The 25,587-nt window shown below is 68.3% G+C and carries 26 protein-coding genes, 1 tRNA gene and 1 other RNA gene; 20 read left to right on the forward strand and 8 right to left on the reverse strand.

What is annotated here, in order from left to right; genetic code table 11:
- Positions 1–10 precede the first annotated feature (10 nt).
- Both gluQRS and ACWELJ_RS13735 read right to left on the reverse strand, forming a co-directional pair.
- Positions 11–970 (reverse strand): tRNA glutamyl-Q(34) synthetase GluQRS, encoded by a 960-nt coding sequence (gene gluQRS / locus ACWELJ_RS13730; RefSeq protein ID WP_452366493.1) that lies wholly within the window; start codon positions 968–970, stop codon positions 11–13.
- A gap of 98 nt (positions 971–1,068) precedes the next feature.
- Entirely contained in the window at positions 1,069–1,566 is a 498-nt protein-coding gene (locus ACWELJ_RS13735) for a DUF309 domain-containing protein (RefSeq protein ID WP_452366494.1), read from the reverse strand.
- 382 nt (positions 1,567–1,948) lie between these two features.
- Between ACWELJ_RS13735 and ACWELJ_RS13740 the strand changes: the two genes are divergently transcribed.
- On the forward strand, positions 1,949–2,158 hold the full coding sequence (locus ACWELJ_RS13740; protein ID WP_357087983.1) for a DUF397 domain-containing protein: 210 nt from the start codon (positions 1,949–1,951) through the stop codon (positions 2,156–2,158).
- 102 nt (positions 2,159–2,260) lie between these two features.
- Here the strand turns inward: ACWELJ_RS13740 and qcrB are convergent, their stop codons facing one another.
- On the reverse strand, positions 2,261–3,937 hold the full coding sequence (qcrB, locus tag ACWELJ_RS13745; RefSeq protein ID WP_452366495.1) for a cytochrome bc1 complex cytochrome b subunit: 1,677 nt from the start codon (positions 3,935–3,937) through the stop codon (positions 2,261–2,263).
- A 97-nt stretch (positions 3,938–4,034) separates the two neighbouring features.
- Here qcrB and ACWELJ_RS13750 point away from each other — a divergent pair, with 97 nt between their 5' ends.
- On the forward strand, positions 4,035–5,441 hold the full coding sequence (locus ACWELJ_RS13750) for a WS/DGAT domain-containing protein (protein ID WP_452366496.1): 1,407 nt from the start codon (positions 4,035–4,037) through the stop codon (positions 5,439–5,441).
- A 68-nt stretch (positions 5,442–5,509) separates the two neighbouring features.
- Here the strand turns inward: ACWELJ_RS13750 and ACWELJ_RS13755 are convergent, their stop codons facing one another.
- The 4 genes from ACWELJ_RS13755 to ACWELJ_RS13770 all read right to left on the reverse strand — a co-directional run bounded on the left by ACWELJ_RS13755 (position 5,510) and on the right by ACWELJ_RS13770 (position 8,432).
- On the reverse strand, positions 5,510–5,935 hold the full coding sequence (locus ACWELJ_RS13755; protein ID WP_452366497.1) for a hypothetical protein: 426 nt from the start codon (positions 5,933–5,935) through the stop codon (positions 5,510–5,512).
- Positions 5,936–5,993: 58 nt separating this feature from the next.
- On the reverse strand, positions 5,994–6,821 hold the full coding sequence (locus tag ACWELJ_RS13760; RefSeq protein ID WP_452366498.1) for a DUF2637 domain-containing protein: 828 nt from the start codon (positions 6,819–6,821) through the stop codon (positions 5,994–5,996).
- 430 nt (positions 6,822–7,251) lie between these two features.
- Positions 7,252–7,337: transfer RNA gene (locus ACWELJ_RS13765), tRNA-Ser, on the reverse strand.
- 54 nt (positions 7,338–7,391) lie between these two features.
- Positions 7,392–8,432 carry a hypothetical protein gene (locus ACWELJ_RS13770; protein WP_452366499.1) on the reverse strand — a complete coding sequence of 347 codons (1,041 nt, stop codon included), beginning with the start codon at positions 8,430–8,432 and terminating at the stop codon, positions 7,392–7,394.
- A 100-nt stretch (positions 8,433–8,532) separates the two neighbouring features.
- Here ACWELJ_RS13770 and ffs point away from each other — a divergent pair.
- Both ffs and ACWELJ_RS13780 read left to right on the forward strand, forming a co-directional pair.
- Positions 8,533–8,627: signal recognition particle sRNA small type (ffs, locus tag ACWELJ_RS13775), an RNA gene on the forward strand.
- Between the two features lie 140 nt (positions 8,628–8,767).
- Positions 8,768–10,057, forward strand: a complete 1,290-nt coding sequence (locus tag ACWELJ_RS13780; protein ID WP_452366500.1) for an aminotransferase class I/II-fold pyridoxal phosphate-dependent enzyme — start codon at positions 8,768–8,770, stop codon at positions 10,055–10,057.
- A 56-nt stretch (positions 10,058–10,113) separates the two neighbouring features.
- Here ACWELJ_RS13780 and ACWELJ_RS13785 read toward each other — a convergent pair whose 3' ends face one another.
- Positions 10,114–10,974: a methyltransferase domain-containing protein gene (locus tag ACWELJ_RS13785; protein WP_452366523.1), complete on the reverse strand. Its 861-nt coding sequence runs from the start codon at positions 10,972–10,974 to the stop codon at positions 10,114–10,116.
- Positions 10,975–11,078: 104 nt separating this feature from the next.
- On the opposite strand from ACWELJ_RS13785, the gene ACWELJ_RS13790 reads away from it, so the two are divergent.
- From ACWELJ_RS13790 to ACWELJ_RS13865, 16 genes are all read left to right on the forward strand, one after another.
- Positions 11,079–11,657 carry an HhH-GPD-type base excision DNA repair protein gene (locus ACWELJ_RS13790; RefSeq protein WP_452366501.1) on the forward strand — a complete coding sequence of 193 codons (579 nt, stop codon included), beginning with the start codon at positions 11,079–11,081 and terminating at the stop codon, positions 11,655–11,657.
- Between the two features lie 116 nt (positions 11,658–11,773).
- Positions 11,774–12,472, forward strand: a complete 699-nt coding sequence (locus tag ACWELJ_RS13795) for a hypothetical protein (protein ID WP_452366502.1) — start codon at positions 11,774–11,776, stop codon at positions 12,470–12,472.
- Positions 12,473–12,627: 155 nt separating this feature from the next.
- On the forward strand, positions 12,628–13,347 hold the full coding sequence (locus tag ACWELJ_RS13800; protein WP_452366503.1) for a hypothetical protein: 720 nt from the start codon (positions 12,628–12,630) through the stop codon (positions 13,345–13,347).
- Between the two features lie 206 nt (positions 13,348–13,553).
- Positions 13,554–14,267, forward strand: coding sequence for a hypothetical protein (locus tag ACWELJ_RS13805; RefSeq protein ID WP_452366504.1), 714 nt, complete (start codon positions 13,554–13,556; stop codon positions 14,265–14,267).
- 116 nt (positions 14,268–14,383) lie between these two features.
- Complete coding sequence (locus ACWELJ_RS13810; RefSeq protein ID WP_452366505.1) at positions 14,384–14,932, forward strand: flavin reductase family protein; 549 nt, start codon at positions 14,384–14,386, stop codon at positions 14,930–14,932.
- A 46-nt stretch (positions 14,933–14,978) separates the two neighbouring features.
- On the forward strand, positions 14,979–15,860 hold the full coding sequence (locus ACWELJ_RS13815) for an amino acid ABC transporter permease (protein ID WP_452366506.1): 882 nt from the start codon (positions 14,979–14,981) through the stop codon (positions 15,858–15,860).
- The gene (locus ACWELJ_RS13820) at positions 15,853–16,617 is read left to right on the forward strand and encodes an amino acid ABC transporter ATP-binding protein (protein WP_452366507.1); all 765 of its coding nucleotides are present in this window, start codon (positions 15,853–15,855) and stop codon (positions 16,615–16,617) included. The genes ACWELJ_RS13815 and ACWELJ_RS13820 overlap by 8 nt, the downstream gene beginning before the upstream one ends.
- A gap of 26 nt (positions 16,618–16,643) precedes the next feature.
- A complete protein-coding gene (locus ACWELJ_RS13825) occupies positions 16,644–17,621 on the forward strand; it encodes an ABC transporter substrate-binding protein (RefSeq protein ID WP_452366508.1) in 978 nt (325 codons plus the stop codon).
- Positions 17,618–18,121, forward strand: a complete 504-nt coding sequence (locus ACWELJ_RS13830) for a GNAT family N-acetyltransferase (protein WP_452366509.1) — start codon at positions 17,618–17,620, stop codon at positions 18,119–18,121. Before ACWELJ_RS13825 ends, ACWELJ_RS13830 begins: the two co-directional genes overlap by 4 nt.
- Complete coding sequence (locus tag ACWELJ_RS13835) at positions 18,118–19,188, forward strand: LLM class flavin-dependent oxidoreductase (RefSeq protein ID WP_452366510.1); 1,071 nt, start codon at positions 18,118–18,120, stop codon at positions 19,186–19,188. Before ACWELJ_RS13830 ends, ACWELJ_RS13835 begins: the two co-directional genes overlap by 4 nt.
- Positions 19,185–20,816, forward strand: a complete 1,632-nt coding sequence (locus tag ACWELJ_RS13840; protein ID WP_452366511.1) for an ABC transporter substrate-binding protein — start codon at positions 19,185–19,187, stop codon at positions 20,814–20,816. The genes ACWELJ_RS13835 and ACWELJ_RS13840 overlap by 4 nt, the downstream gene beginning before the upstream one ends.
- 4 nt (positions 20,817–20,820) lie before the next feature.
- Positions 20,821–21,780, forward strand: coding sequence for an ABC transporter permease (locus ACWELJ_RS13845; protein ID WP_452366512.1), 960 nt, complete (start codon positions 20,821–20,823; stop codon positions 21,778–21,780).
- Positions 21,773–21,949: a hypothetical protein gene (locus ACWELJ_RS13850; RefSeq protein ID WP_452366513.1), complete on the forward strand. Its 177-nt coding sequence runs from the start codon at positions 21,773–21,775 to the stop codon at positions 21,947–21,949. The genes ACWELJ_RS13845 and ACWELJ_RS13850 overlap by 8 nt, the downstream gene beginning before the upstream one ends.
- 54 nt (positions 21,950–22,003) lie before the next feature.
- Entirely contained in the window at positions 22,004–22,885 is an 882-nt protein-coding gene (locus ACWELJ_RS13855; RefSeq protein WP_452366514.1) for an ABC transporter permease, read from the forward strand.
- Positions 22,882–24,504, forward strand: coding sequence for a dipeptide ABC transporter ATP-binding protein (locus ACWELJ_RS13860; RefSeq protein ID WP_452366515.1), 1,623 nt, complete (start codon positions 22,882–22,884; stop codon positions 24,502–24,504). The genes ACWELJ_RS13855 and ACWELJ_RS13860 overlap by 4 nt, the downstream gene beginning before the upstream one ends.
- Positions 24,504–25,580 (forward strand): LLM class flavin-dependent oxidoreductase, encoded by a 1,077-nt coding sequence (locus ACWELJ_RS13865; protein WP_452366516.1) that lies wholly within the window; start codon positions 24,504–24,506, stop codon positions 25,578–25,580. Before ACWELJ_RS13860 ends, ACWELJ_RS13865 begins: the two co-directional genes overlap by 1 nt.
- The last annotated feature ends 7 nt before the right edge of the window (positions 25,581–25,587 follow it).

The raw sequence follows: 25,587 nt of genomic DNA on the forward strand, positions 1-25,587 counted from the left end.
AGTGCGTACGTTACGGACACCAGCTGGGTTGCAACAACCCGTCGGGGTCGAGTCTCCAGGGTTCCTTGGGTAGGTTTTCCGGCCGGAATCGTTCCAGCACACCGGACGGAGTGATTGCGCCGTCGTAGCCGAGCGACGCCGCGAGCGCGCCCAGCACGTGTCGCGGGGATTCGCCCAGAGCTGTCCGATCGCGCAGGGTGACCGCCCCGTCGCGCTTGGCGAGCCGTTGCCCGGAGGTGTTGAGCACCAACGGGACGTGGGCGTATTCGGGAACGGGCAGGCCCAGCAAGGTGGCCAGATACGCCTGCCGCGGCGTGGAGGGCAACAGGTCGTCGCCGCGCACCACCTGGTCGATGCCCTGGTCGGCGTCGTCGACCACGACGGCGAGGTTGTAGGCGGGGATGCCGTCGCCGCGCCGCAGCACCAGATCGTCCACGGCGCCGCGGTATTCGCCGAGCAGGAGATCGGTGACGGTGAATTCGGTCAGGTCGGCGCGCAGGCGCAGCGCCGCGGGCCGGCCCTCCGCGCGCCGGCGTCGTCGCTGCTGTTCGGTGAGGTTCCGGCAGGTGCCCGGGTACGCGCCCATCGGGCCGTGCGGCGCGGTCACCGCCTGCTGTATTTCCTTACGCGTGCACAAGCATTCATAGGTCAGGCCCGCCTCGGTGAGGCGCTCGATGGCCGCCTCGTACAGCGGCAGCCGCTGGGACTGCCGTAACACCGGAGGATCCCAGTCGAGGCCGATGGCGGCCAGGTCCTCCAGTTGCCGTTCCGCCGCACCCTTTTTGACCCGGTCCAGATCCTCCACCCGCATCAGGAATCCGCGTCCGGTGGAGCGGGCGAACAGCCAGGCCAGCAATGCGGTGCGCAGGTTGCCCAGGTGCAGATCACCGGATGGGCTGGGCGCGAAGCGACCGGCCCCGGGCCGCCGTGCGGGGTGGGCGGCCGTTGCTGGGGCGGGGTCTGTCGGCATGTCTGTCGATGGTAGTTCGCATCCTTCGCAGCGCGGCCGACCCTTCGCCTTCTTGCGGGCGCGCACATCGAGTGCGGTAGGGCAGCGGAGTTGCGCATTCAGGTTGAGATTGTGAGCTGGACTCGAAGGTCCGTGTCGGAGATGGGTTTTCCCTGTTCAATGGCCATGAGCAGGGTCTGCGCGTGATCCACCAGCCCGGGTGAGTCGATGCCGTAGGGGGCCGATCCGTAGGCGGAGAGGCGTTCGGCCGCCCGGCGCAACAGGGTGCGCGCTCCCTTGGGGTTTCCCCGCTGAATGTGGGTGAGTCCAACGGCAAATTGCGCGAGGCCCTGCCATAGCGACTTCTCCGCGAACGGACCGTTCTTCCAGGCGGCCTCGAGTACCTCGTGCGCGTTGAAAGCCAGGCCCTCGTCCAGCAGCCGTTGGGCGTAGTCGAGGGTTTCGGCGGGCGGCAGGTCCAGGTCATCGGGAATGCGGGGGATGCCGGGACTGCCGAAGGGGAGAGGTCGCCCAAAACGGTCACGCGGACGGGCATTCCGGGCACGGCCGTCATCGTCGCGGTCCCGTCCGGCGTCCTCCGGTGGCTGTTGGGGCATGGTCTCCATGATTCCGTACGTGGCGCGTATGCCGGTCCACCCGGGGTACCCGAGGGGCGAGCGAAGGAATTCTCATGTTTGAAATTCAATAGCCTCAAATCGGGGCTAATTTCTTGCAACTAATTTGCTGGCTAACCTTGCCCTAGATTTGCTGGTTGAAAACGAAAGAATGCGATCTCCTAATGACGAACCCTGCTAGGGTTTAGCGCGGGAACGGCCATCGGGGGCGCATTCCCATCGCGAAGTGCAGAGACAGGTTGTACGGAGCGTTTGCGTGCGACCCGCGGCGAGCCCCGAGGATTCGTGTTTCAGAGCGATCCCGCGGTCGCCAGGATCGATGCCAGCAGGATTCCAAGCTTGACGCAGAAAAGGAGCTAGTACCGTGAAGGTGGATTTCACCGGCGCCGTTTGGCGCAAGAGCAAACACAGCGGCCCCAACGGCAACTGCGTGGAGGTCGCGTTTCTCCGCGACGGCAATGTCGCGGTCCGGGACACCAAGGACCACGGCGCCGGGCCGATCCTGGCTTTCACCCCCGGCGAGTGGGATGCCTTCGTAGCCGGCGTCTCCGATGGGGAGTTCACGCGGGCCTGACCGCGGCCTGCAGGTGGCCTGCCGCGGCCCCGCCGGGAAAAACGAGAGGCCCCCGAGTCCCGGAGACTCGGGGGCTTCACTCTGCCGAAGCCATCGGGGTGGTCAGGTGGAGTGCCGCCCGTTGCCGGATTGCCCATTGCCCGCGGCGGATTGCCCATTGCCGGAGGCGTTCTCCTGCGCTCGCCGCAGCACCGCCAGCTGGGCGCGCTCGGCCGCGTGTTCGTTGGCGGCGTTGAGGTCGCGTTCCTCCGGGGGATCGGCCCAGAAGAACGCGCCGGTGCCCGGGCGGCCCGCGAGGCCGAGTTGGTTCAGCTTCCGGGGTACGCGCGCGCCCTGGTATTCCAGCGGGATCGGATGGCCGTGCGCGTCGACCGGGCCCAGCGGCTGGTGCACCTCGATGTACTCGCCGTGCGGAAGCCGCCGCACCACACCGGTTTCGATGCCGTGCTCGAGCACACTGCGGTCGGCGCGCTGCAGTCCGACGCACAGCCGGTAGGCCGCGGTGTAGGCCAGCGCGGGGACGGTGAGCAGGCCGATGCGGAAGGCCCAGGTGGTGGCATTGAGCGAGATGTCGAACTTGTAGGCGATGATGTCGTTGACGCAGGCCAGGGTGAGGATCAGGTAGAAGCTCAGCGACATGGCCCCGATGGCGGTGCGCACCGGCACGTCGCGCGGGCGCTGCAGCAGGTTGTGCCGGGCCCGATCGCCGGTGAGCCGTTTCTCGATCCACGGGTAGGCGATGATCAGTGTGAAGATCAGCGGCATGAACAGCGCCACCGAGAACGCGCCGGGAATCGTGTGCCCGAACGGGTAGGCCTCCCAGGCCGGGAACAGGCGCAGGAAGCCGTCGGTCCACATCATGTAGAAGTCGGGCTGGGTGCCGGCCGAGACCTGGGATGGGTTGTAGGGACCCAGATTCCAGATCGGATTGATCTGCAGCAGTCCGCCCATCAGCGCGAGCGCGCCCAGGGTGAAGGCGAAGAACGCGCCCTGGTCCAGTGAGAAGACCGGGACGATGCGGGTGCCGATGACGTTCTTCTCACTGCGTCCGGGCCCCGGGTACTGGGTGTGCTTCTGATACCAGACCAGCGCGATGTGAACGACGATGAGCGCCAACATGATTCCGGGTAGCAGCAGCACGTGCGCGATGTAGAGGCGCGGAATGATGATGGTGCCGGGGAAGTCCCCGCCGAACATGAGCCAGTGCAGCCAGGTGCCGATGACCGGGCTGCCCAGCGTGATTCCGGCGAAGGCGGCGCGCAGGCCGGTGCCGGAGAGCAGATCGTCGGGCAGCGAGTAGCCGAAGAAGCCCTCGAACATGGCCATGATCAACAGCAGCGCGCCGATCACCCAGTTGGCCTCACGGGGTTTGCGGAAGGCGCCGGTGAAGAAGATCCGGATCATATGGACGATCATCGACGCGGTGAACAGCAGCGCGGCCCAATGGTGCACCTGCCGCACGAACAGTCCGCCGCGCACGTCGAACGAGAGGTTGAGCGCGGTCTCGTAGGCCCGCGACATGGTGACCCCGCGCAGCGGCTGATAGGAGCCGTTGTAGGTGACGTCACCCATGGAAGGGTCGAAATACAAGGTCAAATAGACGCCGGAGAGCAGCAGAATGATGAAGCTGTACAGCGCGATCTCACCGAGCAGGAACGACCAGTGGGTCGGAAATACCTTGTTGATCGATCGTTTCAGGAATGCGGCGCCCTGGTAGCGCTGATCCATCTCATCGGCTTGATTCCCAAGTCGACCGGCGATCTTGTTGGTGGTTGCCATAGCGGTCACCCCGCCCCCGGGACAGTGCTAATGCTTCTACTACAAACGGTAGCACTGCCGTGTCCGCGGCGCACCGGGTTTTCGTTATGGTCGTCGGGTGAATTCCCTGGTCGCCCAGGACGCCACCATGTACTGGCTGTCCGCGCGCACGCGCAACGATCTGTTCCTGCTGTACTGCTTCGCCGACACCGGTCGCGATGCGGGGCGGCTGCGGTCGGCCGTCGCGAACCGGGTGGCCCGCATTCCGGATTTGCTGATACGCGTGCTGGATACTCCCGCGAACATTGCGTATCCGCTTTGGGCGACTTGCGAATTCACCAGCGATCAGTTCCTCGACCACGACCTCGGCGATGTGAACTGGGTGAATCTCACCGACGAACTCGGCATCCTGCTCGGTACCGGCCTGCGAGCGCAGGACCGGCCTTGGCGACTGCATATCTTCCGAAATGTCCGGGACGTACCGGGATTCGCTGCCGAGGAGTCCGCCCTGGTGGCGGTACTCCAGCTATCCCACGCCCTGGCCGACGGCCGCCGGGCCGCCGCCATCGCCCGCGCGCTCTTCGGTGCCGGCGAGCTTCCGGCGGCATCCGCGCCACCACCCGCCCCGTTCCCCCTCCGGTACCTGCCGAGCCGCGTGCGCGATGCCGCGACCGGCGCCCTCGCCGCGACCCTCGCCCTGCCTGCCATCCCGATCAGCATGGCGCGCACCGTGATTCGAGGCCTGGCCGCCGCGCGGGCCCAGCGCCACCTGGCCGACCTCACCGCCGCCGGTGAACTCCCACCCCCGGCCCTCGATGTCGAACCGACCCTCCTGAACGGCGCCGGCGCACCCCCGGAGCGGCATATCGCGCGAATACTGTTGTGCGACAAGGCTCGCCTGCGCACCCCCGGCCATTCGGTCACGGTGGTCGCCCTCACCGCCATCTCGTTCGCCCTCGAACGCTATCTCCGCGACCACGACGCGCCCGTCCCAGCGCTCCGCGCCCAGGTGCCGATGGCGATCACCGCGCCCGCGACCGACGGCCCGAATCGTCCCGCCCGCAATGCCTACCGCGACCTCTCGGTGGACCTGTCCCACACCGAACCCCAGCCGCGCACCCGCGCCGATCGAATCGCCGCCGACCTCACCGCCCGCCGCACCCGCGCGTCCCACCCCCTCCAGCACGCGCCCGACGCGGTCACCGCTGTTCTCCCCGCCCCACTGCTCCACCGTGACGTAACCAACGCGCCGCTCGACTCGCTCCCCGATCGAGTCTCAGGTCACACCGTCGTCTCCAGCGTCGACCGGGGCCCCGCCGACCTCGAGTTCGACGGCGCTCCGGTCCGCTTCACCGCGGGCTTCCCGGCCCTGGGCGCGGTCATGCACCTCACCCACGGCGTCACCGGCCTCGGCGACACCGTCACCATCTCCATCCACGCCGACCCCGCCGTGATCCCGGACCCGGACCACTACCTGGAGCTGCTGGAATCCGCCTTGGACGAGGTTGCCCGCGCCTTGCGCTGACCCGTGCGGACGAAAGGCCCCGGCGGACCGAGTCCGGCGGGGCCTTCGAGGCGGGGTTCGGTGGAGAGTTAAACCATTCCGTTGATCAGCGGATGCTCGGACAAGCTATCGGGGGCGCCCCACTGGGTATGGGTGAGTGCTTCGAAAACACAGATCAACAATAGTTTTCGCGCGCGATGACCGGAGTGGCTCTCGGATTCGCCCCCGACGTCCTGGATTCGCATACCGACCGCCGGGCTGCGGCGCGGTGCGGGCTCCGACAACATCCAGAACATTTCGGGTCCCATCAGTGTCGAGCGCCCGCCCGTCTCGGTGAACCATCGGCCGGAGTATTCGATCATCAGATCCGTGAATGATTCGACGTTGCCGAATGCCTCGGTGAACTGGGTCATCGCACCCGATCGATCCAGACTGTTCTGGATGATCGAAGCCAGCCGGATCGCGATTTCCCGGAACTGATCCACTCCCTGGTCCTGCCATATGTTCATCGCCATACTTCGCTCCAGAAGGGTCGGTGGTGAATGTTGGGGGTTGATCGGGACGCATGCCTCACTACATTTGCGCTGCGGCCGTGTAGAACTGGCGCCGTTCGTCGGCATTCAACGAAACGGGCCGGTGCTGGGCGCCGATGCCGGCGGTCTGTCCCAGGGAATACCCGGGTCCCATGGATTCCAGTGGGTACAGCCTCGGCTGAGCCGCGGGAAGCGGGTTTTGGGCGCGCCCGGTCTCCTGCCAGTCGAGCGCCGCATCGTAGAGCTCGGGGGCGGGCTCCGGGTCGTCGTGCTCGGCCGCGTCGATGACGTCCTCGAGCTCGGACATCTCGAGCTCGTCCGCGAGCTCGGGCATCTCGATCCCGTCCTCGATCTCGGCGGCTTCGAGTTCGGCCGCGAGTTCCGCGGTGACCTGCTTGCCACGTTCCCAGAGCATCAATGTGAGGTGCACGGCGAACAGCATTGTCAGCGGCATGCCGGCGTAAAGGCACATCGGCACAACGCTTCCGCCGATCTCGTGGGCGTACTGGATATTCCCAGCGATCGAGACGAGAGTCGAGAGAGCGAACAAGACGGTCGAGTACCACCAGCCGACGCTCCATTGCCGGAATGCGGCGGTGGCGATGATCGAGGCGATCACCAAGCCATCGATGGCGATCGGCACATTCGAAGCGAGATCGGGCGGCACCAGATTTCGCACCGAGAGTTGGTGCAACGCGGCAAAAGACATCTGGAATGACTTGACTGCCACCACCGACGTCACTATCAGCGAAGCATGCGCCAGCCGGGGTCTGAACGAACTCAGTCGACGGAGAATGCCTCCCGTCCCGCGTGACGGGGATACTCGCACTTCACCATTCGTAGATCCTGCGGTAGTCATCGTCACCATGGCGGCGAGGGTACCGCGCAGTCGGTCGTCGATCGCGCATCGTCAAATTTTCAGATGCGGTCGGGTCCCGAGTTCCTATCCGCGGCGATAGGAATTGGCGAACGAATTCCCTGAAATCCCCTCTACTGCAACATATCAAGACGCGCCGCAATGGTCGGAAGTGCTGTAATCGTCAGCCTATGGGTGTTTCGTGATGATTATCCGTTATGCCCTCTGCTGGTTGGGTTCTGGCGGGAGCGCACGGGCACGCCATCCAAAGTCGCACGCCCCCAGACGATTGCGGCACCGTGACGTAACCAACTCCCCGATCGACCGGCGTCCCGAACGAGTCCCAGGTCACACCGTCGCCGGGCCCGCCCTGATCCGTGCCCGATCGGCCCGGATATGCGGAAGGCCCCGGCTGGACTGAGTCCGGCCGGGGCCTTCGAAGCGGAGGATAGGGGATTTGAACCCCTGAGGGCTGTTAACCCAACCCGCGTTCCAGGCGAGCGCCATAGGCCACTAGGCGAATCCTCCGTCGAGCAATATACCGGGTACACCCCTGGTGGAAGCAAATGCCGAGGTCGGCGGCTACTTCTTCTTCAGATTGCCGAGTGCCTTCTGGGCCTGCTCCTTGCACACCTGGGCGATCTCGTCCTTGCTGACGGACTGGCCCTTGCCCATACGCAGGCGGATGTTGACCTTCACCGAGGCGTTGTCGTCCTTGACCGCGACCGTGTAGTCGGTGGTGGTGAAGGAGGAGTAGTCGTCGACCTTGGCCGCCCAGTAGCCGGCCTCGCCGATGCCGTTGACGTCGCCGGCGGTGCGGCCGCTGCCGGTGGTGCCGGTGTCGCTGGTCTTCCAGATGTCGTACTCGGGGCGGTTGTAGGCGCTTGACGAGCCGCTCAGCAGCGAGACGTTGAGGGTGAGGTCGGCGGTATTGGCGATCGCGTACTTGTCGGTCTTGGAGGTTTCCTCGTTCCCGGCCCGGCAGTCGAAGCGGCCGCCCGAGTAGTCGGTGGGCTTGGTCTCGGAGTGCTCGGGGGTGCCCTTGGAGTTGGCGGCCCACTTGTTGAGCACCGAGGTGTCGATCACAGTGCAGCCGTTGGTGATGCCCTCCATCGAGTACTTCCCGGCGGCCTTCTTCTTGTCCCCGCCCAGCGGCGACGAGCTGTCGCTGCCGCTGAGGGCGACCACGCCGATCACCGCGCCGACGATCACCACCAGGCCGATCACCCCGCCGATGATCCAGCCGGTCTTGTTGCCGCCCGAACGCGGCGGCTGCGCCGGATAGCCGTAGCCCTGGCCCGGCGGCGGGACCGGAGGCTGGGCGAACTGCTGCTGCTGCGGGAAGCCGCCCGACAGGGGCTGGCCGTAGGCGTCGACCATAGGCTGCTGGTAGCCGGGCATCGGCTGCTGCGGGTAGCCGGGCGCGGATTGCCCGGTCGGAACGGGCTGCGCGGGCGGCGTGTACGGGGGCATGCCGCCGGCGGCGTAGTTGAGCATGGTCGGGTCCGCGCCCTGAACCGGCTGCCCCTCACCCGCGGCGGGCGCGGTGGCCCACCATTGCGCGGTCTCCTGAGCCTTCTGCGGATCGTGCGGCGCACCGGCCCCTGGATCGGAACTCGTCATATCGTCTCTACCCCTCCGGAAAATCGCGGGTGACCCCGCATATCGCAGGCATCGTATCGACCCCGCGCGGCACCCGGCGCGGTGAGCCGCTACACTGGCCGACGGATCCAGCGCGGCGCGCATCCTGTGAACTCCCCCAGGGCCGGAAGGCAGCAAGGGTCAACGGGCTCTGCCGGGTGCGCTGGGTCCCCTTTCTTTTTCCGGCCCTGTGCTGTGGGTGACGGAAGTACAGATATCCCCGGCGAATCGGAGACGCCGCCTAGTAACCTGGGCGGTTGGGTTCGCGGTGCGCGCAACCCTCGACACACATCCCACGCCATTGGAAGGGCGCTCAGATGCCTCGGCAGACGCAATTCGGTTTGATGAGCCATGCGGAACTCGTGACGGAACACGAGACGCAGACCGCGAACTACGCGAAGCTCAAGACCGAGAAGCTGACGCTGGACATTACGAGGGGTAAGCCCTCGCCCGAGCAGCTGGACCTCTCGCAGGGACTCCTGGAGCTGCCGGGCGCCGCCGACTACCGTGACGCCAACGGCACCGACGTCCGCAATTACGGTGGCCTGCACGGCCTGCCGGAGCTGCGTGCGATCTTCGGCGAACTGCTCGGCATCCCCGTGTCGAATCTGCTGGCCGGCAACAACGCCAGCCTGGAGATGATGCACGACCTGCTGGTGTTCGCCATGCTGTACGGCACCGCGGACTCGGAGCGCCGCTGGGCGGACGAGCCGGTGCTCAAGTTCCTGTGCCCGGTACCGGGTTACGACCGGCACTTCGCCATCACCGAGTCGCTCGGGTTCGAGATGATCCCGATCCCGATGAAGAACGACGGTCCGGACACTCACCTGATCGCGGAGCTGGTCGCCGCCGACCCGGCCATCAAGGGCCTGTGGGCGGTGCCCAACTACTCCAACCCGACCGGGGTCACCTTCTCCGAAGCCGTTACCCGCGAACTGGTTTCGATGCCGACCGCGGCGCCGGACTTCCGCCTGTTCTGGGACAACGCCTACGCGGTGCACCCGCTCACCGACACCGCCGAGCCGGTGCTGGACGTGCTGGGCCTGGCCGCCGCGGCGGGCCACCCGAACCGCCCGTTCGTGCTGGCCTCCACCTCGAAGATCACCTTCGCGGGGTCGGGCGTCAGCTTCTTCGGCTCCTCCACCGCCAATGTGGAGTGGTACCTGGAGCACCTGGGCAAGAAGACCATCGGCCCGGACAAGGTGAACCAGCTGCGGCACCTGCGGTTCTTCCAGGACGCCGACGGCGTGCGGGAGCACATGCAGAAGCATCGCGCCATCCTGGAGCCGAAATTCAAACTGGTGCTGCGGATCCTGGAGGACCGGCTGGGCGCGTCGAAGGTGGCGTCCTGGACCGAGCCCAAGGGCGGCTACTTCATCAGCCTCGATGTGCTGGAGGGCACCGCCAGCAAGGTGGTCGCGCTGGCCAAGGACGCGGGCATCGCGCTCACCCCGGCCGGTTCGTCCTATCCGTACGGAAAGGACCCGGAGGACAAGAACATTCGCATCGCGCCCAGCTTCCCGTCCCTCGGTGAGCTGGAGAAGGCGATGGACGGCCTGGCCACCTGTGTGCTGCTGGCCGCCTCCGAGAAGCTCATGAGTCTGTAGCGCCGACGCAAAAGCGGCGCGTACCCGAAAGGGTGCGCGCCGCTCGCGTTCTCGGGTCAGCTCGGCTTGTGCGCCAGCACCGCGAAGATGGTCACCGACAGGTGGATGTCGCCGCTGGCGGCGCCGGCCTCCAGGTCGGCGAGCAACTGATCGCGCTGGCGCTCGCTGATCGAGCCCCGCGCCACCGCCCGATCCGCGACCCGGGCGACCAGCGCGCCCGCGCCGACGCTGCCGTCCTGGATCAGGGCGTGCGAGCCGATATCGTCGACGACCAGTCCGGCCGCGGCCAGCTGCCCCGACAGGCGGCGGCCCGCGAACGGGTTGGTGGTGCCCGCGATCATGGTCTCGATCACCTCGTGGACCACGTGCCGGTCACCCGGGTGCACGATGGCGGAGCCCCAGTCGGTGTCCATCACCACGACCCGGCCGCCGGGGCGCAGCACGCGGGCGATCTCCCCGACCGCGCGGGCGGGTGCGGTGAGGTGCTGGAAGACGCGTTCGCACAGCGCCACGTCGAAGCTTTCGCTGCCGACGGGCAGGCCGTAGGCGTCGCCGCTGACGAAGGTGGCGGTGGAGCCGGCCTGGGCCGCGCGGCGTTCGGCGGCGGCCAGCAGGTTCGGGTCGGGTTCGACGCCGAGCGCGGTGCCGGTCGGCCCGACCAGCTCGGCCAGGGTCAGCACCTCCGATCCGGTGCCGGAGCCGATGTCGACGGCGCTCTCGCCGGGCCGGGTGGCCAGGGCCTCGTGCGCCCAGGCGCGCAGCCGCCGGATGCCCGGCAGCGCTGCCTGTAGATCGTGGACATCGACGAGCTGATCCTGTCCGTCGCGGTCGAAACGGTCCGGTCGCAGTCCGGCCGGGTCCGAACCGGCTCCGCCGCGCTCCGCCGGGGCCACACCAGGTTGCGGCGTGGTTCGCATCGAAGAATTAGCCATGGTGTCGGGCATGTGGCCGAGCCTAGCCCTTCGAAGCTCACCGGGTGACCCGCGTCACCGCGACGCACGATGAATGGGATGATCGACGCATGGTGAGCCGCACGCTGTGTATTGCGCAGGAATCCGATGCCGACGAGCTGCTTTCGACCGATGATTTCGCCCTGTTGGTCGGGATGATGCTCGATCAGCAGTTTCCGATGGAACACGCATTCCGTGGTCCGTGGAAACTGGCCGACCGCATGGGCGGTTTCGATATCCACCGGATCGCGGCCGCTGATCCGGCGGAATTCGAGGAGCTGGCCGCCACCCCGCCCGCCATTCACCGCTACGGCCGCTCCATGGGACGACGGGTCCAGGAGCTGGCCCAGTACGTTCTGGACAACTACGGCGGCAATACCGCGGGCCTGTGGACGGACGGCGATCCGGACGGCAAGGAAGTCCTGAAGCGCCTCAAGAAATTGCCGGGCTTCGGCGATCAGAAGGCCCGGATCTTCCTCGCCCTGCTGGGCAAACAGCGTGGTCTGACCGCCGCGGGCTGGCGTGAGGCGGCCGGCGCGTACGGCGAGGACGGCTCCCGCCGTTCGGTCGCCGACGTCACCGACGCCGAATCCCTCACCCAGGTACGGGAATTCAAGAAGCAGGCCAAGGCCGCCGCCAAGGCGAAGTAATCTCCCTCACTTCCGCGCCATCGAATCAAGCTGGTTTTTAACCTCCTGTTTCACCGGGGGTTCACAGATGCTTGCCGCCGACAGTTCAGTTCTCGGCAGTGGAAGCAGTAATCAGAATGAAGATGAGGGAATTCGCCGGGATCGCGGCATTGCTGGTCGCGGCGACGGGGGTCACCGCCGGGACCGCGTACGCCGGTCCGGCCAAGACCGACGACGGCACGATCAACTACACGTCCCAGATCACCGAGCAGGGCAGCACGGTGGTCCGCACCGACGCCGGTTCGCTGGTCGTCGAGGACGGTGCGCTGAAGGTCAAGGCGGCCGATGGAACCACCGTCGCCGGCACCGAATTGAAGTTCCGGATCGACGATTTCGAGTTCCCGATCGCGGCGCAGATCAGCGACCGCACCGCCACCCTGACCCCGCAGGCCGACGTGGCGCACGCGGTGTACAAGCCGGTCGCGCTGCCCTACGAGGATCAGGCGCCGTGGAAGACCCAGTACGACCGTGAGCAGGCCGCCTGGAACCGGCTGCGCGACACCGTCGGCCTCGGCGCGACGGTCGGCACCCTGGTCGGCGGCCTCGGCGGCGCGGCGCTCGGTTGCGTGCTGGGCGGCGTCGCCTTCGCGACGGCGACGGCTCCGCTGGCCACGCTGTTCGGCGTCGGACCGCTGGCGGGTTGCTTGATCGGCGCCAGCACGGTCGGCTTCCTGGGCACGATCGCCGGCCAATTGTTCGTCACCGCACCCGTCGCGATCGCCGCCGCGGTGCAGTACTTCACGACTATCAACCAGCCGTTTTCCGCGCCCAAGTAGGCATTTTCGGCAACCGATGGGCAAAGGTTCACCGTGCCAAAACCAGGCTGCCATGCGGCGTTTGTGAAGGCCGGTTTCCATCACTGGGCCCCGGGATACATCTGACTTTGTTTCCCGGGGCGCACCGCTCATCTCACGAGGGAATTTTCGAACACATGCGTCTCAAGAACTTCACCGCGGTTTCCGCGCTGGTCATCGCTGCCCTGGGCGTCACCGCCGGCACCGTGAACGCCGCGCCCGCCGCCGACAACAACGGCGTGATCAACTACACCGCCACCAACTCCGAGACCAACACGGTCATCCGCACGGATGCCGGTTCCATGGTCGTCGAGAACGGCAACTTCGTCATCAAGGCCGCCAACGGCAATGTCGTCGCCGGCATGCCGCTCAAGGTGCGCGTGGATGATTTCGAGTTCCCGATCGCGGCGGAGATCTCCGACCACACCGCGACCCTGACCCCGCAGTACGACATGGACCACGCGACCTACGCGCCGGTCGCCAAGGATGTCGCGCTGCCGTACGAGGACCAGGCGCCGTGGAAGTCGGACTACGACCGTGAGCAGGCCGCCTGGAACCGCATGAAGGACACCATCGCCCTGGGCGCGACCGTCGCGACCCTGGTCGGTGGCCTGGGCGCCGCGGCCGTCGGCTGCGTCCTCGGCTTCGGTGTGGCCGGTCTGGCCTCCGCCCCGCTGGCCGCGCTGTTCGGCGCCGGCCCGGTCATCGGCTGCCTCGTCGGCGCCGCCACCGTCGGCTTCCTGGGCACCATCGCGGGTCAGCTGTTCATCACCGCGCCGGTCGCCATCGCCGCCGCGATCCAGTACTTCACCACGATCAACCAGCCGCACATCACCGCTCCGGCGCCGGCCAAGTAATACTCGGTCCGAGTCGGAGAGCAAGGGGCGCAACAGGGATCAGCGATCACCTCATCGGGACAGCCCGCTCGGTCATATGGCCGGGCGGGTTTCGCAATTCGGGAGTGTTCACCGTTTGAGCACCCGTGCGACATATTTCGTTCGCGTCGGCCCGTTTCGATCATGCGGTCCAACTACGCGGACCGCCTGATGAGGAAAACCGAGAAATGCGCTTCAAGACTTTCGCCGCGACCGCGGCCCTGGTGTCCGCTGCCATGGGCGTCACCGCCGGTACCGTCAACGCCGCTCCGGCCGCTGACAACGGCGTGATCAATTACACCGCAACCACTTCCGAGACCAACAGCGTCATTCGGACCGATTCCGGCTCGCTGGTCGTCGAGAACGGTGTCTTCAAGATCAAGGCCGTCGACGGCACCGTCGTGGCGGGTATGCCGCTGAGCTTCCGCGTGAACGATTTCGAGTTCCCGATCGCCGCGGAGATCGCCGACCACACCGCGACCCTGACCCCGCAGTACGACATGGACCACGCGACCTACAAGCCGGTCGCCGAGGCCAAGGACGTCAACCTGCCCTACGAGGACCAGGCGCCGTGGAAGTCGGACTACGACCGTGAGCAGGCCGCCTGGAACCGCATGAAGGACACCATCTCCCTGGGCGCCACCGTCGGCACCCTGGTCGGTGGCCTGGGCGGCGCGGCCGTCGGTTGCGCCATGGGCGCGGTCGTCTTCGCCGCCGCGACGGCTCCGCTGGCCACCATGTTCGGTGTCGGCCCGCTGGCCGGTTGCTTCATCGGCGCGAGCACCGTCGGCTTCCTGGGCACCATCGCGGGCAACCTGCTGGTGACCGCCCCGGTCGCGATCGCCTCCGCCTACAACTACTTCGTCACCATCAACCAGCCCCACCTGGTGGCGCCGAAGTAAGTCCCGCAGCAGCACCCCGAACCCCCGTCCGGCCATCAGCCGGGCGGGGGTTCGTCGTTGTAATCGGCGTGAGCCCAATCCTGTCGCCGCGCCGCCGCCGATGCTGGAGTGGATCGATGGGTGACCTGACCTCGATTCACGGCGCGGCAGCCGCGCTCACTCCGGTCGACGGGGCCGATCTCCGGAAGACCTTCGCGCACTTCCCCAGTGGCGTGGTGGCGCTCTGCGCCCGGCTCGGCGGAACCCCGCACGGCCTGGTGGCCAGCACCTTCGTGCCGGTATCGCTGGATCCGCCGCTGGTGTCGGTGTGCATTCAGTACTCCTCGGAGACCTGGCCGCGGCTGGAGCAGGCGAGCCGATTGGGGTTGAGCCTGCTCAGCAGCGATCAGGAGAGCGCGGCGCGGGGCCTGAGCTCCAAGCGCGGCGATCGGTTCCGGGACGTGGAACTGCGGCCCGGGAACGGAAACGCCGCCTTCGTGGCGGGAGCGACGGCCTGGCTGGAAACCTCGGTGTACGAGCAGGTTCCGGCGGGCGATCACGCCGTGGTGCTGTTGCGGGTGCACCGGGTGAGCGTCAGCCCGGAGTCCGAGCCCCTGGTGTTCCACCGCAGTGATTTCCGCGCTTTGTCCGGGAAATCGATTGCCGCGCAATTGAATTCAGCCTGATCGGGACTGGCGACAGGGTGGGCCGGCCTTCGTATCGTCAGTATTCATGAGCACCCTGGCGGTATCCGCGCAGACGGTGGTGGCGACCGGAGCCGAGGACGAGGATCTGCCCGTCGTCCGCACCCGCCACCCCTGGCGCTGGGTCACGGGGGCGGTCGCGCTGGTGCTGGTCGCGCAGTTCGCGCACGGGCTGATCACGAATCCGGGCTGGGACTGGGGCACCTTCGCGCAGTACATCACCGCGAAATCGGTGCTGTCGGCGCTGAAGGTGACCCTCGAGCTGACCTTCTGGGGCACCCTGCTGGGGTTCTTCCTCGGTATCTGGCTGGCTGTCGGCCGCCTGTCGAAGAATCCGGTGCTGAAGGCCATCGCGTGGACCTATGTCTGGGCGTTCCGGTCGATTCCGCTGATCGTGCAGCTGCTGTTCTGGTTCAACCTGGCCTACCTGTACAAGAACCTGTCGCTGGGCATTCCCTTCGGCCCGGGGTTCGTGAGCCTTCAGACCAATGAGGTGATCAGCGGATTCACCGCGGCCGTCATCGGTTTGGCGCTGCATCAGGCGGCGTACTCGGCGGAGATCATCCGGGCCGGCATCATCTCGGTCGATGCGGGGCAGTGGGAGGCGGCGCGGTCGCTCGGGTTGCCGTGGCGGCGGCAGTTCTTCACTGTTATCGGGCCGCAGGCCATGCGTGGAATTCTGCCGAATGCCGCCAATGAGGTGATCAGTCTTTTCAAGGGCACCTCGATCGTCTCGACCATGGCGATCGCCGAATTGTTCTATCAGGTGCAGGTGATCTACGGCCGCAACGGCCGGGTGGTGCCGCTGCTCATGGTGGCCACGGTCTGGTACATCCTGCTGACCTCGGTGCTCAGCGTCATTCAGTTCTACATCGAACGGCACTTCTCGAAGGGGACCGGCGATGAGTGAATTCGCGATCGAAGTACGGGGTGTTCGAAAGTCTTTCGGCCGCGACGAGGTGCTGTCCGGCATCGATCTGACGGTCCGTCCCGGTGAGGTCACGGTCATTCTGGGCCCGTCGGGTTCGGGCAAGTCGACGCTGCTGCGCACCATCAATCACCTCGAGCAGGTGGATGGCGGCACCGTACGGGTGGGCGGCGAGCTGGTCGGCTACCGCCGCAAGGGCGGCAAGCTCTACGAGCTGCGTGAGCGCGAGATCCTGCGCCAGCGGGCGCGCATCGGCTTCGTGTTCCAGAACTTCAACCTCTTTCCGCACCTGACGGTTCGGGAGAACGTGACGCTCGCGCCGGTGGCCACCCAGCGGCGTTCCAAGGCCGAGGTCGATGCCGAGGCACTCGACCTGCTGGCGCGAGTCGGGCTGGCGGACAAGGCGGACGAGTATCCGAACCGCTTGTCCGGCGGACAGCAGCAGCGCGTGGCCATAGCGCGGGCGCTGGCCCTGCGTCCGGAGGTGGTGCTGTTCGACGAGCCCACCTCCGCGCTGGACCCGGAGCTGGTCGGCGAAGTCCTCGATGTCATCAAAGGTCTCGCGCGTGGCGGTTCGACGTTGGTGATCGTCACCCACGAGATCGGCTTCGCCCGAGAGGTCGCCGACACCGTGGTGCTGATGGACGCCGGCCGCATCCTCGAGCAGGGGCCGCCCACGCAGGTGCTGGACGCCCCCTCGCACCCCCGCACCAAAGCCTTTCTCGCACACGTGCTCTGACGTTCCCACCAGATAAGGAATCGCCCATGTCACTGGCACGCCGTCGCAGACGGATCACTACCCTGGTCGCCGTCACCGTGCTGAGCCTGCTGGTCGGCGGGTGCGGCAAGGGTGACGGCGGTGCGCCGGAGACCCGCAGCGTGAACGGTCTGACCTACGACCTCTCGCCGGAACAGACCGGGCGCATTCACGCGGCCAAGGTGGATTCGATTGCCGCCCAGGTCCCGCAGGCCATCCGCGACCGCGGCGTCCTGGTGGTGACCGGCACCATCGGCGCGACACCGCCGCTGGGCTTCCACGCCACCGACGATCGCACCGTCATCGGTTCCGAGGTGGATATCGCGGCGTTGATCGCCGACATCCTCGGCCTGAAGCTGGATCGGCGGAGTGGGGACTGGGCGCAGAACTTCGTGAAGATCGACTCCGGTGAGGCCGACCTGTTCGTCAGCAATGCCACGGTGACCGAGGAGCGCAAGGAGAAGTACGACTTCGCCACCTACCGCCTGGACAATATCGCGCTGGAAGTTCCCAAGGATTCGACCTGGACCTACCAGGATCGGAAGTCGCTGGCGGGCAAGAAGATCGGTGTCGGCTCGGGAACCAATCAGGAGCAGTTGCTGGTCGCCTGGAACGACCGGAACGTGGCCGAGGGTCTGCCCGAACTGGAACTCGCCTACTACCAGCAGCCCTCCGACTACTACCTGTCGCTGTCCTCCGGCCGCATCGACGGCTACGTGGGTCCCAATCCGGCGGCGCAGTATCACTCCGCCACGACCGGCAACAAGGTTCTGACCACCTGGTCCGGGGCGGGCGACGCGCTGCAGGCCGAGATCGCGGCGCTCACCAAGAAGGACAACGGCCTGGTCGGCCCGGTGCAGCAGGCGATTCAGTACGCCATCGACCACGGGACCTACCAGCAGGTTCTGGACCGCTGGGGCCTGGGCGCCGAGTCGGTGCAGCAGTCGCGGATCAATCCGCCCGGACTGCCCAAGAAGAAGGGATGAGCATGTCGCGCAGGGTTTTCCACGTCGCTCAGCATGATCCCCTGGCCGCACCGCTGCTGGCGGAGCTGGCCATCGAATACAGCACCCGGTACGGCCGTACCCCCGGCGAGGTGCACGCGGACCTGACCGGCTACTCGGCGAGCCACTTCGCTCCTCCACACGGTGACCTGTTGATCGTCGTGGATAACGGGGAACCGGTGGCGGGCGGCGCGTTCCAGCGCTACGACGCGGAGACCGCCGAGCTGAAACGAATCTGGACCGCGACCGAGCACCGGCGAAAAGGGCTGGGCCGCTTCGTGCTCGATCAGCTGGAGACCGAGATCGCACGGCGCGGCTACCGGCGCATCTACCTGACCACGGGCCCGCGGCAGCCGGAGGCGGTCGCTTTGTACACGGCGGCCGGATACACCGCGTTGCCGCGTGATGTTCGCAAGGAAGTGGGCTACGTGCACCCGTTCGAGAAGTTCCTGGAGGCCGGAGAGCAGGCGATCCCGGCATGAAATTCCTGCTCCTGACTCTGATCACGCACACCCCGGACCCGGTGACCGGCGGCACCGAGTCGCCCCGGCAGCGGCTGCGCCGGGTCGTGGACAGCGCGCGCCTGGCCGAGGACCTCGGATACGACGGTTTCGCGGTGGGGGAGCGGCACGAGGATCCGTTCATCTCCGCGGCCCCGCCGGTGGTGCTCAGCCACATCGCGGCCGTCACCTCCCGCCTGGCCCTGTTCACCGGCGTCACCACGCTCAGCCTGCTGGATCCGGTGCGCGCGTTCGAGGACTACTCCACCCTCGACAATCTCTCCGACGGCCGGCTGGAACTGATCATCGGCAAGGGCAACGGCGCGGCGCAGGCCAAGCTCTTCCACGTCACCACCGACGACCAGTGGGACCGCAATCGGGAGGGCTACGAACTGTTCCGCAAGCTGTGGGACAGCGACAGCGTCACCTGGTCCGGCCGCTTCCGGCCCGCGCTGACCGAGGCCAAGGCGCTGCCCCGGCCGCTGCAGCCGCGGCTGCGCATCTGGCACGGCAGCGCCACCAGCCGCGAATCCGCGGATTACGCCGCGCAGCACGGTGATCCGCTGTTCTCCGCGAACGTCACCTATCCGATCGAGCCGTACGCGGAACTGGTGGACCACTATCGGGAACGCTGGGCGGCCTACGGCCATGATCCGGCCGCGGCGCTGGTGGGCGCCGGCACCGCGGGCTTCCTGGTGACCCGGACCTCGCAGCAGGCCCTCGATCTGTACCGCCCGGTCTTCGAGGCGCGGCAGGCGGTGGCGCGGAGGTTCGACGTGCCCATCGTGTTCGACTCGGTCGAGGACTTCGCGGCGCGGTCCTCGGCGCTGATCGGCAGCCCGGAACAGGTGCTGGACAAGGTGAGCCGCTATCACGAGCGGTTCGGCCACGAGGTCATCCATCTGAGCGCGGACGCGGACGGCCGCACCGAGGCCGAGCACCGCGACAGCCTCGAACTGTTCCAGGCCGAAGTCGCCCCCGAACTGCGCCGCCGCGTTCCGAGCCGGGCGCTCGGCGCCGACCGTTACCCCGCTGGAGATCCCCGATGACCCGTACCCTGCTCGCGCGCGCCACCCGTCCGGTGGCCCTGGCGGGAGTGTTCGCCGCCGCCGTCACCCTCGCCGGGTGCGGCGGCGGGGATGCCGCCACCGGCGGTGAGCCGTCGGGCCCGCCGCAGGCGGGCGGCACCCTCCGCTACGGCCTGTCCTCGGCCCCGACCTGCTCCGATCCCGCGCAGTCGTCGACCAATCAGACGATCTACGTGACCCGGCAGGTGGTGGATTCCCTGGTCGATCAGGACCCGGAGACGGGTCAGCTGAAGCCGTGGCTGGCCGACACCTGGACCGTCTCCCCGGACGCCAAGTCGTTCACCTTCCATCTGCGCGACGGCGTCACCTTCAGCGACGGCACCCCGCTCACCGCGGACTCGGTGCGCCGCAACTTCGATTCGATCGTCGCGCTCGGCGGTGCGAAGGCGCCGCTGGCCGCGAGCTATCTGGCCGGCTACGCGGGCACCACGGTGCTGGATCCGCGCACCGTGCGGGTGGACTTCACCGGGCCGAACGCCCAGTTCCTCCAGGCGACCTCGACCTCGCAGCTGGGCATCCAATCCGAGGCGACCGTCGCCAAGGCCGCCGAGGAGCGCTGCCTGGGGACCAATATCGGCAGCGGCCCGTTCACCTACGCGGAGTGGAAGCAGAACGCCTCCGCCACCCTGGCCAAACGGGCCGGGTATGCCTGGGGCTCGGCGGTATTCGCCACCCAGGGCGAGGCGCGGCTGGACAAGATCGTGTTCACCGTGGTCCCCGAATCCGGGGTGCGCACCGGTAGTCTCGCCTCCGGCCAGCTCGACGCCATCAGCGACGCGCTGCCGCAGGACGTGGCGCAGATCGAGGGTGGCGGCGGCCGGGTGCAGTTCACCGCCAATCCGGGCATCCCGTTCGGCTTGCAGGCCAATGTGACCCGGGGCGTGCTGCGCGATCCGGCGGTCCGGGCGGCACTGCTGCCCGCCATCAACCGCAAGGAACTGGTGGACACCGTGCTGGGGCCGCAGTTCAAGACGGCCAGCAGTGTGCTCGCGTCCAAAACGCCAGGCTATGTGGATCTTTCGGCCCGGGTGAGATACGACCCGGATGCCGCGAAGAAGCAGCTGGAGCAGGCGGGCTGGGTACCGGGCGCGGACGGCATCCGGGTCAAGGACGGGCAGCGGCTGAGCGCGGGCGTCATCTTCGCCCCGGTCTTCGCCGCCAATCAGCCCATTCTCGAGCTGACCCAGCAACAGCTCCGGGCGGTCGGTTTCGATCTGCGACTCGAACCGCTGTCGGTGGCGGAATCGACGGTGCGCCAGAACACCAAGGACTTCGACTTCAACTACTACAACTCCACCCGAGCCGACGGCGACATCCTGCGCACCACCTTCGCGGTGGACCAGCGCAACCTGAACGCCCGCGGCCCGGCCGACCCCCTCGATACCCTGCTCGCCCAGCAGCTGTCGGCCACCGACCCGGCCGCGCGCGCCCGCATCATCGGCGACGCCCAGGGCGCGGTTCTCGATCAGGGCCTGTGGATCCCGACCATCGAACTCTCGCAGGCCATCGGCGTCGGCAAGAACGTGGCCGGGGTGACGTTCGAGGCCTCGGCGCGACTGCAATTCCACGACACCTGGCTGGCGCGGTAAACCCATGGGCCGCTACGTGATCGGACGGGTGCTGCAGGCTATCGGCGTGCTGTGGGCGGCGTTCACGCTGTCGTTCGCCGGGCTGTATCTGCTGCCCGGCGACCCGGTGGCGCTGGCGGCCGACGCGGCCACCGGCACCCCCGTCGACGCCGCGGCGATCGCGGAGATGCGGGCCCGCTACGGTCTCGACCAGCCGCTGTGGACCCAGTACTGGACGGCCCTGTCGCACGCGGTGCGCGGTGACCTCGGCCATTCCATCTCCACCGGCCGGACCGTCACCGGTGCGCTCGGTGACGCCCTGCCCTCGACGCTGACACTGGCGGCGACCGGGCTGCTGCTGGCCGTGGCGGCCGGCGGGGCGCTGGCCGTGGCGGCCGCGTACACCGAGCGTCCACGGTTGCGTGGACTGCTCACCGCGCTGCCCGCGATCGGGGCGTCGATGCCGGGATTCTGGGTGGGACTGCTGCTCCTGCAACTGTTCTCGTTCCGGCTGAAGCTGGTGCCCGCGTTCGGCGGCACCGGATTCGGCGCGACCATCCTGCCCGCGATCACGCTGGCCATCCCGGTGGGGGCGGTCATCGCGCAGGTGCTCTACGCGAGCCTGATCGCGACCTGGCGGCAGCCGTTCGTGGAGGTCGCCTTCGCCAAGGGCGCGTCCCGCTGGTGGGTGCAGCTGCGCCACGTCCTGCGCCCGGCCGCCGCGCCCGCCCTCACCGTGGCCGGGTTGTGGACGGGGACCGTACTGGCCGGGGCGGTGGTCACCGAGACCGTCTTCTCCCGCCCCGGTATCGGCCGCCTCGCCCAGGAATCCGTGCTGCGGCAGGACATCCCGGTGGTCCAGGGCATCGTCGTGTTCGCCGCCCTGGCCTTCGTGACCGTCAACCTGCTCGTGGACCTGGCCTACCCACTGCTCGACCCCCGTGTGGTGCAACGGAATTCGACGAAGGAGCGTGCTCATGCCTGACCGTTCGCCGACCCCGACCCGGCACGTGATCCGAAACCTGCGCGCCCGCCTGCGCTCCGGTTCCGGCTCGGGCCCGCGCTCGACGCTGCGGGTGATCACCCTGACCCACCCGCTGCTCGACCCGGGCTTCGCCTACTGGTCGTCCGACGACGAGTCCACCGATGCGTGACCGGATGATCCGGCGCGTCGCGGCGCTCGTGCCCGCACGGTTCGGGGATGACCGATGACCGAGGCGATCGCCGTGCCGGAGACCGCGACTCGGGTCGGCCGGGTTCCATCCGGCTCGGTTCGAATCGCCCTGGTCCGGGCGCGGCGCAATGCCGGTGTGGTCGCCGCGGCGCTGGTGGTGCTGCTGGTCTTCGCCTGGGCCGTCGCGCCGGCGGTGTTCGCCGGCGGTGATCCCCTGCGGGGCGTGCCCGCGCAGAAGCTGCGCGGCCCGAGCCTCCAGCACTGGTTCGGCACCGACAATCTCGGGCGCGACCTCTACACCCGGGTGGTGCACGGCGCGGCGCTGTCGTTGAGCGCGACCGTGTTCGCGGTGTTGATCGGACTGGTGACCGGTGCCTTGATCGGGCTGGTCGCGGGTGCCGCGGGCGGCGTGGTCGACACCGTGATCATGCGTGCGGTCGATGTGGTGCTCTCGATTCCCGACATGCTGCTCGCCCTGGCCACCATCACCGTGCTGGGGCTGGGCACCCGCAATGTGGCCATCGCCGTGGGCATCTCGCTGATCGCCAAGTTCGCTCGCGTGATGCGCGGCGAGGTGCTGCGGGTGCGCAACGCGCCGTACGTGGAGGCCGCGTTCGCCTCCGGCGTGCGCTGGCACATCGTGCTGTTCCGCCACATCCTGCGCAACGCCTACGGGCCGGTGGCGGCGCTGGCCGCGGTCGACTTCGGGGTGGTGACCCTGTTCGTGGCCTCGCTGAGTTTCCTCGGCTACGGCGCGGTGCCGCCCACTCCGGAATGGGGCTCGCTGGTCTCCGAGGGCCGCGGTTACCTGGCCACCGCGTGGTGGCTGACCACGCTGCCCGGACTGGTGATCGTCGTCCTGGTGCTGTCCACCCAGCGCATCTCACGCGCACTGCAGAAGGACCATTCCCGATGACCGAGCTGCTGAGTATCGAGGGGCTGCAGGTCGAGTACCGGGGCGGTACCGGCACCACCGCGGCCGTGCGGGGCGTGTCCCTGACGGTCCGGCGGGGTGAGACGGTGGCGCTGGTCGGCGAATCCGGTTCGGGCAAATCGACTCTCGCGCACGCGGTGATCGGGCTGCTGCCGGGCGGCCGGACCACCGCGGGCGAGATCGGTTTCGCGGGCGAGCGGCTCGACCGGGCCGCGCCGCGCACGCTGCGGCGGCTCCGCGGGGCGCGCATCGGGCTGGTGCCCCAGGACCCGGGCACCTCGCTGAACCCGGTGCTGCGCATCGGGGATCAGGTGGGCGAGGTGCTGCGCATCCACGGCCGCGCCGACCGCCGCACCGCGCGGATCGAGGCGGTGCGCATCCTGGAGCAGGCCGGACTGGACCGCCCCGAGCTGCGCGCCCGGCAGTATCCTCAGGACCTCTCCGGCGGCCAGCGGCAGCGGGTGCTGATCGGCATCGCGCTGGCCTGCGGCCCGGACCTGGTGATCGCCGACGAGCCGACCAGCGCGCTGGACGTCACCGTGCAGCGCCGCATTCTCGATCACCTCGCGGAGCGCACCGCGGCGGCCGGCACGGCGGTGCTGCTCATCACCCACGACCTCGGTGTCGCCGCCGAGCGGGCGGACCGGATCGCGGTCATGAAGGACGGCCGGATCGTCGAAACCGGAACGGCGGCCGAGGTACTCGGCACCCCGAAGCACGAGTACACGCGCCGATTGATCGAGGCCGCGCCGAGCCTGGACCGAGACGAAAGCCCGCGCCCGGTCCGGGCACCCGCGCCGCCGCTGCTCTCGGCGACCGGATTGCGGAAGACCTTCCGGGTCACCAGAGACTTCACCGTCCGTGCGGTCGACGACGTCTCGCTGGAGATCGGCCGCGGCGAAACCCTGGCCGTGGTGGGCGAATCCGGATCCGGCAAGTCCACCACCGCGCGCCTCATCGCCCGGCTGACGGAGCCCGACGCGGGCACCGTGACCTTCGACGGACAAGACATCACCGCCCTGCGTGGATCCGCGCTGCGCGCACTGCGCCGTCGCATCCAGGTCGTCTACCAGAACCCGTACGTCTCGATGAATCCCAAGCTGGACATCGGCGCGATCGTGGCGGAACCCCTGCGGGCGTTCGGAATCGGCGATCGGCACGGTCGCCGGGCGACGGTGTCCGAACTGCTCGAACAGGTCGGGCTCCCGGCCGCGTACCGCGACCGTCGTCCCGCCGAACTGTCGGGCGGGCAGCGGCAGCGCGTCGCGATCGCCCGCGCCCTCGCGCTGCGCCCGGACCTGCTGGTGCTCGACGAACCGGTGTCGGCGCTGGACGTCTCGGTGCAGGCGCAGATCCTCGAGCTGCTCGAGAGCCTGCAAGCCGAGCTGGACCTGGCCTACCTGTTCATCTCGCACGACCTGGCCGTGGTCCGCCGCCTGGCCGACCGGGTCGCGGTCATGCGGCAGGGCGGTGTGGTCGAGATATCGCCTACCGCCGAACTTTTCGGCAATCCGCGCCACGCCTACACCCGCGAGCTGCTCGCGGCCGTGCCCCGGGCGGCCACGCCCGAGCTCCCCGAATCCTTCGAAAGGACAGCCTGATGCCGCATCCGACTCCGCTGCTGCTGGGCCTGGAACTGTCCGGCACCGGCGCGCACCCCGCCTCCTGGCGGCGCGCCGACTCCCGCGCCGAGGACCTCTTCGACGCCCGCTACTGGGTGGACGCGCTGCGTGCCGCCGAGGACGCGGGGATCGAGCTGGCCTTCCTGCCGGACTCCTTCACGCTGCAATCCGCCGGCGCGATCGGGCGGCTGGACGCGGTGGCTGTGGCCGCGCGCGCCGCCGCCGCGACCCGCCGCATCGGCCTGATCCCGCAGGCCGCGGTCACCCACACCGAGCCCTTCCACCTCTCCAAAGCCATTGCCAGCCTGGACTTCGCGGCCGCGGGCCGGGCGGGCTGGGAGGTGGCCGTCGGGGCGGGCGAGGCGCGGCTGTTCGGCCGCAAGCCCGAACAGGACGAGCGCTCCCGCTGGCAGGAGGCGGACGAGGCCGTCGAGGTGGTGGCCCGGCTGTGGGACAGCTGGGAGGACGACGCCGAGATCCGCGACCAGGCCACCGGCCGGTTCGTCGACCGCGACCGGCTGCACTACATCGACTTCGCGGGCGAGCACTTCTCGGTGAAGGGCCCGTCCATCACCCCGCGTCCGCCGCAGGGACAGCCACCGGTCGCGGTGCGCGCCGCCGACCCGCACAGCACCCGGGTCGCCGTGCACCGCGCCGACCTGATCCGGATCGCCGCACCGGATCTCGCGACCGCCACCGCTACCCGCTCCGAACTGCGGTCCGCCATCGCCGCCGCCGGACGCGACCCGAACCGGGTGCGGGTGCTGCTGGATATCGACATCCACCTCGCCGGCACCGCGGACGCGGCCGCCCTCGAGGTCGCCGAACTCGAGGACTGGACCGCGTCGCCCGCCCCGGCCACCGTCTTCCACATCGGCACCCCCGCGGAACTGCGCGACATCCTGCGCCGCATCGAAACCGACTGCGCCGCCGACGGTGTGGTGCTGCGCCCGCTGGCCCTCGCCGCCGCCCTGCCGTATCTGCCCGCCCTCACCCCGACTCTGCGCGAACGCCTGGGCCTGCCCCGGCCCGCCAGTCGCTACGCCCACGCCTGAGGAGTCA

It is taken from the genome of Nocardia sp. NPDC004582 (assembly GCF_053602115.1).